We start from the raw sequence: 12,020 nt of genomic DNA, 5'->3' as shown, positions 1-12,020 counted from the left end.
CGCCCCGGCCGCCCCCTTGGCCGGGGCGTACACGTCAGACGTCGTCGTCCAGCCCTGCCTCGCGGCGGATCATTCGCCAGGCGGCCTTGCGGGCGCTGCGGTCCAGGCTGGACTTGAAGCCCTTGTCGGGGCCGAAGTACTGGCGGCCCAGTCCCGCGATGGTGTCGATGTGGTCGGCCATCTTGTCCGCGAAGACGTTGTCGAAGACAAGGCCAAAGTTTGCTTCGTCGTTGACGACGGCCGCCGCTTTCACCTTCGGGTCGGCCGTGGCCTCCTCGAACGGGCGGATGAAGTCCTGCTCCGTGAAATCGGTGCCGAACCGTTCGTTGAACTTCTCGATCAACTCGGAGAGCAGAGACTTCTCCGCCTCCTTCGCGCCGCCCGAGCCGTCGCCGAAGCCCGGCATCGTCGCCGGCCCCTCGGGGGTGAGGGAGACGTCGTACTCGCCGGTCTTCTCCACCCGCATGTGGCTGAGGTCGACCTCGCCTATGTCCACTCCGCCGTCCGCGCGGCGCGGCAGCCGGTTGAGGAGGTAGCGGCCGTAGAGGTGCAGCCGTTCCAGCTCGGCGTCCCGGTAAGGGACGATCTGCGCGAGGAAGCCGTACTTCCTGACGTAGTCGTTGAGGTCGGCGCGGAAGCCCTCCGCCGTCTCCTGGTCGTCCTCGTCGTCGCTGTCCTGCAGCGCGGTGAAGCGGGCGACGCCGGGGGAGAGCAGCCGGTACAGCTCGGCGTGCAGCTTCTCCCACTTGGACTGCGAGCCCGCCGCCTTCTCCTTGGCGGCGAAGTACGCGGCGGCGAACTCGTCCATCTCCTGCCCGGACAGGATCGCCGCCTGCATGACCCGGCTCTGCGCGGTGTAGAGCAGGTTGGGGTCGGAGGGGAGGGTGTTCGCCTCCTCGAAGTACGGGCGGAACGACTCCTGTATGTCCTCGGCGTCGTTGACGAAGTCCAGGACCGCCAGGTCGGCCTGGGTCTTGCGCTCGGCGGTCCGGTTCAGCCGGGACAGGGTCTGGACGGCGGAGATGCCGGTCAGTGACTTGTTGACGTACATCGTCGTGAGGAGCGGCTGGTCGAAGCCGGTCTGGTACTTCTCCGCCACGACGAGAATCTTGTACTCGCGCTGGCCCGGACCGCCGGCTCGGGCGGCCTTGTCGTCGGCGCGCGTGTACGCGAACGCCTTCGGCAGCGCGCTCTCCGACAGCCCGCCGTTCTCCTTCGTCTCGGTGGTCTCCTCGCCGTCGATGGTGAGGGAGCCGGAGAAGGCTACGAGGACACCCAGGTCGGGGTACTTGGTGTCGTAGTCCCGGTCCTTGATGTAACTCTTGATGGCGCGTGCCATCTGTACGGCGGACTGCCGCGAGGCGGTCACCACCATCGACTTGGCCCGCCCGCCGAGACGGCCCCGGCTGTGCGCCACGAAGTGCTCCACGATCACCTGGGCGTGCTGGGCGACCGTTGAGTCATGGGTCAGCGCGTACCGGGCGAGCAGGCCGTTCGCCTTCGACGGGTCGACCTCACGCTCGTCCGGGTTCTGGTTCACCAGCTTCCAGTACGTGTTGTACGTGACGTAGTTGCGCAGCGGGTCGAGGATGAAGCCCTCCTCGATCGCCTGCCGCATGGAGTACGTGTGGAAGGGCCGGTAGGCCGCCTTGCCGTCGATGTCCTGGAGCGTGCCGAAGAGTTCGAGGGTCTTGGCCTTCGGCGTGGCGGTGAACGCGAAGTAGGAGAGGTTCGCGGCGCGGGAACGCTGCTCGGCCCGCTTCTTGAGCTGCTCGTCGAGGGTGGCACCCTTGGCCTTGACCGTGGTCGCGCCTGCGTCGTCCGAGTCGGAGTCGAGGCCGAGATCGCGCAGAGCGGCCCGTACGTCCTTGGCGGCGTCGCCGGACTGCGACGAGTGCGCCTCGTCCACGATGATCGCGAAGTGGCTGCCCCGGATCTCGGTGGGGTTGCGCTCGATGTATGAGATCAGCGCCGGGAACGAGTGCAGGGTGACGGTGACGATCTTCCCGGTGTCGCGGGAGAGGGCCTTGGCGAGCTGCTCGCCCTTCGCCCCGTGCTTCTCGTCGATCTTCACGACGAGACCTGCGGTCTGCTCGAAACTACCGACAGTTTCCCGGAGTTGGGCGTCCAGGTTGCGGCGGTCGGTGATGACGATGACCTTGTCGAAGACCGGCACGCCCGGCTTGAGGCCCTTGGCCACGGCCTCGGGGTCGAGTTCGCGGGGGTCGGTCGGGGTGTGCAGGTCGCTGAGGCGGTGCGCGAGCCAGCCGATGGTGTTCGACTTGCCCGAGCCGGCCGAGGCCATGACCAGGTAGTCGTGGCCGGCGCCGTGGGTGGCGGCGTGCGCGGTGAGCTTCTTGACCACGTCCCACTGGTGGAACCTGGGGAAGATCATGGTCTTGGTGGTGCTGCCGCCGGGCGTCTTGCTTTTGTGCAGGTGCACGAACCGCTGGAGCAGGTCCAGCCAGTTGTCCGGCTGCCAGACCTGCTCCCAGAGGTAGGAGGTCGCGTACGTACCGAAGGCGGTGGGGGCCGGGTTGCCGGCGCCGCCCGGCTGACCGGGGCCGTTGGAGCCGGTGTTGAAGGGGAGAAAGCGGGTGTTCTTGCCCTTGAGCTGGGTGGCCACGAAGACCAGGTCCGGGTCGACGGCGAAGTTCGCGACGACCCGGCGCGTGAAGATTAGCTCGGTCGGGTCGCGGTCCGTGCGGTACTGCTCCTTGGCCTGCTCCACCCCCTGTTTGGTCAGCGGGTTCTTCAACTCGGCCGTGGCGACGGGGATTCCGTTGAGGAAGAGGGCGAGGTCGAGCCTGTTGCCCCAGTCGGCCTGCTTCGTCGCGTACTCGAGTTCGCGGACGACGGTGAGGCGGTTGGCGCGGTAACCGTCGAGCACGGAATCGTGGGCGACGAGGTTCGGCTTGAAGTACGCGACGCGGAGGAGAACGCCCCGGTCCTTGACGCCGTTGCGGAGCACGTCGAGGAGGCCGTTGGTGGCGATGGCCTGGTCGAGGCGAGTCGCGAACCCGCGCTGCGCCTCGTTCGGGTCGCCGCCGTAGACGGTGAGCAGCTCGTTCCACTCGTCGGGCTGGGTCGCCCCGATGAAGGTGAACAGTTGGTCGGTGTCCAGGCCGATGTCGGCCCGGTAATCCTGCGGGCGGGCTTCGCGCCAGCCGCGCTCGACCATGGCGGCGACGATGGCATCCCCGAAGGCGGACTCCGTGTGGATGGGGCTCATGGCTACGCGGTGACTCCGTCCGTTACGTTGCGCTCGCTGGCGGTGGTTACGTCGAGCTGGCCGGTTACTGCGGCGGTGATGAGGGCTTGGCGGCGCTCGGCGAGCACCCTACGCTGGGCTTCGAGAACCCTGGTGAGTTCCCTTTGATACCGACGAATTGTCGAGGTGATCTCCAACAGCTCGTCTCGGCCTCGCTCATCGTCGGGCCACGACAACCGGAAGTTGGCAAGATCCTCCATACCCAGCGTCGGCTGGGCGGTGTCCGATGCGGTCACGTCCGACGCCTGCCGAAGAAAAGAGGGTGTAGTCAGCCATGTGGCAAGGAGCTCAGGTGAGACTCCTTGGCGTGCACGCAAAGACGCCACGGCCCGGGCCACATTAGCGCCAGCCAACTGGGGAGGTACGACCGCGGATCGCCCCATCGTTCCAACGACGCTGAGCAGAACGTCTCCAGGGCGCGTTACCGTCCGTGCGTATTGGGCTGAAAGGATATCCGGGATTTTCGCCAGCGAGTCGGCCCTGCCAGCCAGGTCAAGAAGATCGTTGACCCGGATGAATCGGACACCCGCATCACTGAACTGAGGGACCAGGACACCGTACCGAGGCTTGACCGCCAAAAGGTACTTCAGCTTGGTCGGCTCATATTTGGGATTCTCAAAAGCCTTGTCGAGTGCGAGTCTGAATCGCGTATCGAGGAGATCCCCCTGCTGGCTGCGTAGCTGAGTCAACCGGTCGATGCGGGCGGTCTCGGCGTCGAGGAAGTCAGCGATGCGGCGCTGCTCCTCAGCCCCCGGTGCACGGAGTGGGATATTTGCGTAACGGTCAGCGTTGAAGTTCTGGATCGTCGAGGAGACAGCTTCTGAATGCACAGCCTCCTGAAACGGAGATGACTGCGTTGCGTAATAAATATACCGTGGGTCAACGCCGCCCCTGGGGCGGAACCTGATGAGGAAGCCAGCGAAGGATTGTCCGCTCCCTTCGACTGGAACTAGAAAGGATCGGCCCAATGTACCGCTACGTGATAGCAGTACATCTCCGGGCAGGAGTCGATGACGCTGCTCAAGCGGAACATCTACGAAAACGCCTGTTGTCGAGGCTTTGAGTGCCCCGTTCGAAGCGATGTCCGAGGTGCGGATGAGCCTGACACCGGAGGAACTGTACTGTTCTGCAGAAATATTTAGTCCGTACTGGCCCGAGTCGACGCAGAGGTGCTTCAGGCGAGTGTCAACCCAAGTCATTCTGTAACCTCACCCAACAGCACCTGAATCTCCGCCTCCAGCGACTTCAGTTCCGCGTCGATCTCCGCCAACGGCCTCGGCGGCTTGTACACGTAGAAATGCCGCGTAAACGGAATCTCGTAGCCGATCTTCGTCTTCGTGTGGTCTATGTACGCGTCCGGCACGTGCGGCAGCACCTCCCGCTTGAGGTACTCCTCGACGTCCTCGCCGAGCGGCACGTTCTCGTAGTCCCGCAGATCCGCGTCCGGCTCAGCCGCGCCCTTGATCTTCTGGACCTCGCCCTCCGGGTCCCGGACTCCGACAGCCTCCCGTACTGCCTTCGCGAACGGCGCTCCCGACGGCCACGTCAGGCCGGCCGCGACCACCGCGTCCTTGAGCGCGATGAACGCCTCGGACTTCGTCGTCCACGACGAGCCGAGCAACGTACGCACCGCCGCGACGAACTCCTCACTCCGCTCCAGCCTCGCCACCGGCTTGGCCTCCGCCAGCGCCGCCAACGTCTCCTCGGTCACCTCGAAGCGGAGCTTCAACGGCCGCTCCACGGTGATGCGCTGGTAGCCGAAGTCCTCGTTGGCGAAGACCTTGACCTTCCCGTGCAGCGGGTGCTCGGGGTCCTTCGCGACCTGGGCGGCCTCTGCGTACAGCCGGGTGATGTCGCCGATGTGGTCGGGGCGGCCGTTCGTCCCGTCGCCCAGCTCCTTGCGCTTGTCGCCGAGGGACTTGCGCATCTTCACCCACTGGTCGCGCGCGTCCAGCAGGACGACCTTGCCCTTGTGGTCCTTGTCCTTACGGTTCGTCAGGATCCAGAAGTACGTCGAGATGCCGGTGTTATAAAAGAGCTGGTCCGGGAGGGCGACGATAGCCTCCAGCCAGTCGTTCTCCAGGATCCATCGGCGGATCTCCGACTCACCAGACCCCGCCGCGCCGCTGAACAGCGGGGAGCCGTTGAAGACGATCGCGATGCGGGAGCCGCCTCCGCCGTTCACGTCCACCGGCTTCATCTTCGAGATCATGTGCTGGAGGAACAGCAGCGAGCCGTCGTTGATGCGCGGCAGGCCCGCGCCGAAGCGGCCGGCGTCGCCGAGCGACTTGTGCTCGTACTCGACCTCCTCCTTGACCTTCTTCCACTCCACGCCGAACGGCGGGTTGGCGAGGATGTAGTCGAACTTGCGGCGGGCGTGGCCGTCGTCGGAGAAGGAGTTACCGAAACGGATGTTCTCCGGGTCCTGGCCCTTGATCATGAGGTCGGACCGGCAGATCGCCCACGACTCGGGGTTGAGTTCCTGCCCGTACACCTCGACCGTTGCGTGTGGGTTGAGGGCAAGGATGTGGTCGTCGGCGGCGCTGAGCATGCCGCCCGTCCCGCATGCCGGGTCCATGACCGTACGGACGACACCCGGCACGGTGAGGGCGTCCGCGTCGGGCGCCACCAGCAGGTTCACCATCAGCTTGATGACCTCGCGCGGGGTGAAGTGCTCACCCGCGGTCTCGTTCGACTGCTCGGCGAAGCGGCGGATCAACTCCTCGAAGATGTAACCCATGTTGTGGTTGGGCACGACGTCGGGGTGCAGGTCGAGGTCGGTGAACCTGCCGATGACCTGGTAGAGCAGGTTCGCGCCGTCGAGCTTCCTCACCTGCTGGTTGAACTCGTACTTGTCGAGGACCTCGCGGGCGTTGTCGGAGAAGGCGCCGACGTAGATCTGCAGGTTCTTCGCCGCGTTCTGCGGGTCGGCCGCGATCTTCCGCAGCGTGAGGTCGCTCTTGTTGTAGAAGGAGTGGCCCGAGGCCCTGCGCAGGAAGTGGCCGGTGTCGATGTCCTGTCCCGCGAACTTGGCGACCGTCTCGACGACCTTCTCGCGCGTCGGCTCCAGGACGCACTCCAGGCGGCGCAGCACCGTGAACGGCAGGATGACCTTGCCGTAGTCGGACTGTCGGTAGTCACCGCGCAGGAGATCGGCGACGGACCAGGCGTGGTTCGCCAACTCCGTGTGCTTACTGCTGTTCAAGAGGTCCCGGCTTCCTTCCGAAGAGCGCCGTCCGGGCGGGGGACGGCAGGGATCCAGTGTGGTCGTACGCGGTGGGACGCGTGGGGCGTTTCAGACGGAACGGCTGTCCCGGGTGCCCGAAGTATCCGGGCTTCCCGGGGTGTCCGGTGGCAGGAGTACGCCGGCGGTGAGGCCGGTCGTCAGGGTGGCCGCGGTGTCGGCGGCGAGGGCGGCGGTTCGACGGACGGCCGCGCGCAGCTCGTACACACGGCGGAACGCCTCCCCGTAGCGCCGCTGTTCCCCCAGCGGCAGCAGTGGTACGCGCAGGCGGCCCGGTGTGACGTGCACGAGGGTGGAGCCGGTGGACGCGGAGGCGATGTTGTCGTCGGCGCCGAGGAACCCGGCCAGGAACCACGGGTCGAGGCGGGCCGGGTCGGGGCGCAGGAGATGGACGTGCTGACCGAGCAGGGCTTCGGCGTCCCGGTCGTCCGCGACCCGGGTCATCGCGGCCCGGTTGCCGCCGCTCGCGACGGCGCGTACCAGGACGTCCCCGGCGGCGACGGGCTGTGCGGCGTCGGCGTGGAGGTCCAGGGCCCCGCCGGACGGGGGGTTTCCGGTGGAGATGTCCTGGGCGGTGAGGACTGGCCGGTCGACAGCGGGGGCGGCGGAGCCCTTGGAGCCGCGGGTGCCGGGCGTCGCCGCCCGCAGCACGGTCAGGGCGCCGCCGCGCGCCAGGTCGGAGACGGTCGCCGTACGCCACTCGCGGGCCGAGGCGCCGGACGGCTGCCAGCCGCCGGACGCGGAGGCGGATGCCAAGGCGGCGACCTGCTCCGCCAGTTGGTCGTGCAGGTCGTTGACGCGCCGGGCCAAGGCCGCCGGGTCGATGTCGGCCGCGGTTGCCCGGACATGGCGGGCCGGGGTGACGTCGACGACGTCGTCGAGGAGGTCGACGAGCGGCACCGCGCGGGCGACGCCGGGCTCGTCGGCGTAGGTGTCGGGGGCGGTGGTGAACGCGGCCCACTGGTCGAGGACCCGCTCGGTCAGCTCCGCCCAGTCAAAGGAGGAAGCGGAGGCGGCAGAGGCGGGGGTGGAAGCGGAAGGGCCGGACCGGCGGGAGCGCGAGCCGCCGCGGGAGCCGGCACCCGCCGTCGCCGTACCGGTGGCGGACGGTGTGCCCGTGGCGCCGTCCGGCTGCTCGCCCTCCCCGTCGACGAACAGCACCGTCGTACGGTCCGTGCCGCCCGGCTCGGGGCGTTGGAACACCCAGATTTGCAGGCCGATGTGGAGCGGATACGCGGCCCGCGCCGGAAGGGAGACGACGGCGCGCAGGGCCCCGCCGCGGATGAGTTCCGCGCGGACGCGGCGGCCGGAGGCGCGGAAGGCGAGCGCGGGCGGCAACAGCATGACGGTGTGGCCGCCCGGCTCCAGGTGTGCGAGGGCGTGCTGCACCCACGCCAGTTCGGACTCGAAGCGCGGCGGGACCCCGTACGCCCACCTCGGGTCGTAGGCCAGCTCGTCGTGACCCCAGTCGCGGTCGGCGAACGGCGGGTTGCACAGGACGGCGTCCACGGTGACGTCGGGGAAAGCGTCGGCGCGCAGGCTGTCGCCGACGCGGATCGCCGTCTCGGCCTCGGGCGCGGCGATCAGCAGCCGGACCGCCGTGCGTTGGCCCTGGACGGGGAGCGAGTCCTGCCCGAACAGCTCCCGCGCGCCCTGCCGTGCGGCGGCGGCGAGGAGCGTACCGCTGCCGCAGGCGGGGTCGAGGACGCGGGACACGTCGGCGGGCAGGAGCCGTGCCATGAGCCGGGCCAGACCCTCCGGGGTCTGGTAGACGCCACTGGCGGCGCCCTCGTCCAGTTCGCGTTCGGCGAGGACGTCGAGGGCGGCCTGGGCCCCCGCCTCACGGACGCAGCCCAGCAGCGCGCGGACCGCGCCCGCGTCGTCCGGGCCGTAGTGGACCGGCTCGGCCTCGGGCACGGTGGCCGGGAGCTCGCCCGCGGCCTTCTCCGCTCGGGCGAGCAGCTGGTCGTCGGGCACGGAGGCGAGTTCGGCCAGCTCCTCCCGGGTGCGGCGGGACGCGGCAGCCACCAGGGGGAACAGCCGCGCGGCCACACCCGAGCCGGGTCCCAGCAGCCGTAGCGCCGTACGCAGTTCCTCGGTCGGCGAGGCGGTTGAGGTGTGCCCGCGTCCCCGCAGCCATGCCTGGACGGCCGGCAGGTCGTAGAGCGGGCTGGCTTCCGTGCCCGCGCTGGGCGCCGGGAAGTCGTCGTGGCGGCGGCGCCAGTTGCTGACGGTGGCGCGTGTGACCCCTGCGATGCGGGAGATCTCGGCGGCTGTCACGTGTGCGGAGGGCGCCGGACGGGCTGGTGGCTGCTGGGGCATGGCGTGGAGTTCCGCACCTCTCGGGCCAGTCGGACAGGGACGGTTAACACGTTACAACAGTCGTCAAGTTCGCCAAGGTGTTTGACAGTGCTTTCACTGTTGTGCTTACCTGGTCACGCTTCCGATTGGCGGCATGCGCCCTGACTCCGCAACCGCACCGTGAAGCGTCCTGGCGCCGTACCGCGCCACGCATCCGATCTCTCCCGGCCCCTTTCCGCCGCAACGCCATACCTCGGGGCCGTCCACTCCGCGTCCATTCCGCACCGCAGTCGCCACCCACCGCACACACGGGAGGAACCCGCATGACCGTGACGGAACAGCCCCGGCAGAACGCACACCACCCCAACGACCCCGCCCGTCCGGCCCCGTCCGACCAGCCCGCGCCCGTGGCCGGTCTGGTGGAGGCCCGCCTGGCGGAGGAGGCGCTCAGCGAGCCCGTGAAGGTGCTCCTGAAGGAGGCCCTGGGCGACGGCGAGCCCCGGGAGACCTCCCCTGCCGGCCGGATCTACCTCGAGTCCGTCGCCGTCGCCCGGTTCCGCGGCATCGGACCGCGCGCCTGGCTCAAGCTCAGCCCCAGACCCGGCGTGAACCTGGTCGTGGGTCGCAACGGCTCCGGCAAGTCCAGCATCGCCGAGGGCATCGAGACGGCCTTCACCGGCGTGAACATGCGCTGGCAGGGGCAGCACGCGATGCGCAGCAGCAACTGGCGCAACCTCCACGACACCGACGGCAGGCCGGAGATCGAGGTCAAGCTCGCCATCGAGGGCGACACCGGCCGCAGCACCCTCACCCGCACCTGGGAGGGCGACGACTTCGACGCCTCCCAGGCCGAGCTCAGGCGACCCGGACACGGCCGCACCCCCCTCGACCAAGCGGACTGGAAGCAGGCCCTGCGGGACTTCCGGCCCTTCCTGTCGTACGTCGACCTCGACCGCATGATCAGTGGCAAGCCCTCCGAGATGTACGACGCCATCGCCACCATCCTCGGCCTGGGGCAGCTCAGTGCCGCCGACGGCCGGCTCCGCCAGGAGGCCAAGGCGCTCGAAGACGCGGACAAGGCGGCGAAGGCGGAGCTGCCGGGCCTCAAGGAGGCGCTGTACGAGTTGGAGGACGACGAGCGCGCGGTGCAGGCACTCGTCGCCGTCGACACGGCGGGAACGCCCGACTTCGAGACGATCGAAGCCCTCGTCGCTGGTCTGCCCGCCGCCGGGGACGCCGGCCTGCTGGCCCGGCTGCGCGCCGAGGCAGAGGTGCACGGCCCCGAGATGGCGCAGGTCCACGCGGCCCTGGACCGCCTGCGCAATGCTCTCGCCGATGCCGAGGATTTGCGCGGCACCGGCGCCGAGGACGCCCTGCGGCGTGCGGAACTCCTCGAACGGGCTGTGGCGCACCACGACCGTCACCCCTATGCGGCCGCCTGCCCCGTGTGCGGGACCGACGGGATGCTGGACCCGGCATGGGCCGCGGACGCCATCGCCCAGATCGCCGCGCTGCGGCAGGAGGCGGAGGCTGCAGCGGGCGCGCGCAGCGAACTCCGGTCGGCCGCACGGGCCGTACAGGACCTCGTCCACACGCCCCGACAGATCCCCGCCGCCCTGGCCGACCCGTGGCGCGCCTGGACCGCCTGCCGGACGATCAGTGATCCCGGCGAGCTCACCCAGCGCGCCCACGAGGCCGCCGGAACCCTGGCCGATGCCTGCGCCGCGGTCAAGGAGAACGCCGTCAGGGAACTGGAGAAGCGCGACGAACGCTGGCGCGGGCTCGTCACCCGCCTGGCGGGCTGGGCGGAGAGGGCCCGTGCCGTGGAGGCAAACAAGCCCCGGCTGCGGGACATCAAGAAGGCGAGCACCTGGATCAAGGCGCTCGCCGCCGAGCTGCGGGAACAGCGGATGGAAGGCTTCGCCGACCAGTCGCAGCGTATCTGGGAGCGGCTCCGCCAGGAGAGCAACATCGACCTCAAGGCCGTGAGCCTGAAGGGAAGCGAGAAGGCCACTGTCCGCAAGCTCGTCATGGACGTCACGGTTGACGGCCAGGAGGCCTCGGCTCTCAGCGTCATGAGCCAGGGCGAGCAGCACTCCCTCGCGCTGTCCCTGTTCCTGCCTCGGGCCGCCACCGCCGACAGCCCGTTCGGCTTCATCGTCATCGACGACCCCGTGCAGTCCATGGACCCCGCCAAGGTCAACGGGCTCGCCCAGGTCCTGCACGAGCTCGGCGAGCGCCGGCAGGTCGTGGTCTTCACCCACGACACCCGGCTCCAGCGGGCGTTTACCAGCCAGGGTCTGCCCGTGACGGTGTTCGAGGTCGAGCGGGCCACGTCGTCCAAGGTGAAGGTCAAGCCGGTGACCGACCCGGTACGGCAGGCACTCGACGACGCGCGGGCCCTCGCCAGTACCAGTGACCTGCCGTCGGCGGCACGGACCCACGTGCTGCCCAGCCTGTGCCGTATCGCCCTGGAGAACGCCTTCCTCGAAGCCGCCTGGATCCGGCACCACCGCTCCGGCGCGCCCGAGGACGAGCTGCAGGCCGCCGTCGTCAGCGCCGACAAGCTCATGAAGGTCGCGGCACTGGCCCTGTTCGGCGACGCCGGCCGGACCGGCGACGTCTACGGGGAACTGCGCACCCTTTGCGGACCGCGTGCGGTGGACCTCCTCAAGGAGTGCCAGAACGGCGCCCACGCCATGGGAGCGCAGATCACCGACCCCCACCGCTTCGTGGACGACATCGAGATCATGGCGCAGAAGGTGCGCAAGTCGGGGGTGACCGCGTGATGAGCACTCCCACCTCGGTCGAGGAGCTCCTGCTGACGGCCGATCAGCTGCTGGCCGCCCGTACGGGCGCCACGGCCGCCGGCCGGCACCGTGGAGCCTCCCTCGCTCTGCGGACCGCCCTGGAGCTGTCCGTCGACCGCGTGCTCGACGCCGCGGTGCCAGGGCTCGCCGACACCACGATGCGGGCCAAGATGCTGTGCCTCCACTGCTACACCGCGGCGGAGACCGCTCGCCGCACCAACGCCGTCTGGTCGCACCTCTGCCTGGGATGCCACTACCACCAGTACGAGATCGGCCCCACCCACGACCAGGTTCGCGTCTGGCGGGCGGAGGTCGGCGAGCTGGTCGGGACGTTGGCCACCTGACTGTTTGTTACCAGCAGGTCTCTGATAGTTATTTCGACGGGGCCGGGCGT

6 protein-coding genes are annotated in these 12,020 nt (G+C 68.9%); 2 read left to right on the top strand and 4 right to left on the bottom strand.

The window, feature by feature from the left end; all coding sequences use genetic code 11:
• Positions 1-34: 34 nt before the first annotated feature.
• The 4 genes from ACIRGB_RS15320 to ACIRGB_RS15305 all read right to left on the bottom strand — a co-directional run bounded on the left by ACIRGB_RS15320 (position 35) and on the right by ACIRGB_RS15305 (position 8,795).
• The gene (locus tag ACIRGB_RS15320; RefSeq protein ID WP_403863974.1) at positions 35-3,232 is read right to left on the bottom strand and encodes a type I restriction endonuclease subunit R; all 3,198 of its coding nucleotides are present in this window, start codon (positions 3,230-3,232) and stop codon (positions 35-37) included.
• 2 nt (positions 3,233-3,234) lie between these two features.
• Entirely contained in the window at positions 3,235-4,470 is a 1,236-nt protein-coding gene (locus ACIRGB_RS15315; protein WP_403863971.1) for a restriction endonuclease subunit S, read from the bottom strand.
• A complete protein-coding gene (locus ACIRGB_RS15310; protein ID WP_403863968.1) occupies positions 4,467-6,476 on the bottom strand; it encodes an N-6 DNA methylase in 2,010 nt (669 codons plus the stop codon). The genes ACIRGB_RS15315 and ACIRGB_RS15310 overlap by 4 nt, the downstream gene beginning before the upstream one ends.
• 90 nt (positions 6,477-6,566) lie before the next feature.
• Positions 6,567-8,795 (bottom strand): N-6 DNA methylase, encoded by a 2,229-nt coding sequence (locus tag ACIRGB_RS15305; protein WP_403863965.1) that lies wholly within the window; start codon positions 8,793-8,795, stop codon positions 6,567-6,569.
• Positions 8,796-9,139: 344 nt separating this feature from the next.
• On the opposite strand from ACIRGB_RS15305, the gene ACIRGB_RS15300 reads away from it, so the two are divergent.
• Both ACIRGB_RS15300 and ACIRGB_RS15295 read left to right on the top strand, forming a co-directional pair.
• Complete coding sequence (locus ACIRGB_RS15300; protein ID WP_403863962.1) at positions 9,140-11,605, top strand: AAA family ATPase; 2,466 nt, start codon at positions 9,140-9,142, stop codon at positions 11,603-11,605.
• Positions 11,605-11,970 (top strand): hypothetical protein, encoded by a 366-nt coding sequence (locus tag ACIRGB_RS15295; RefSeq protein ID WP_403863959.1) that lies wholly within the window; start codon positions 11,605-11,607, stop codon positions 11,968-11,970. Before ACIRGB_RS15300 ends, ACIRGB_RS15295 begins: the two co-directional genes overlap by 1 nt.
• Positions 11,971-12,020 lie beyond the last annotated feature (50 nt).

Origin of the sequence: Streptomyces sp. NPDC102490, assembly GCF_044765285.1 — a bacterium.
In the GTDB taxonomy this organism is placed as follows: domain Bacteria; phylum Actinomycetota; class Actinomycetes; order Streptomycetales; family Streptomycetaceae; genus Streptomyces.
Note: the sequence above shows the minus strand (reverse complement) of the source record. Positions and strands in the feature narration are given on the sequence as shown.

Bases quoted from the DNA above. Each gene is read 5' to 3' on its own strand.
- ACIRGB_RS15320 (WP_403863974.1), bottom strand. From the start codon at position 3,232: ATGAGCCCCATCCACACGGAGTCCGCCTTCGGGGATGCCATCGTCGCC.
- ACIRGB_RS15315 (WP_403863971.1), bottom strand. From the start codon at position 4,470: ATGACTTGGGTTGACACTCGCCTGAAGCACCTCTGCGTCGACTCGGGC.
- ACIRGB_RS15300 (WP_403863962.1), top strand. From the start codon at position 9,140: ATGACCGTGACGGAACAGCCCCGGCAGAACGCACACCACCCCAACGAC.
- ACIRGB_RS15295 (WP_403863959.1), top strand. From the start codon at position 11,605: ATGAGCACTCCCACCTCGGTCGAGGAGCTCCTGCTGACGGCCGATCAG.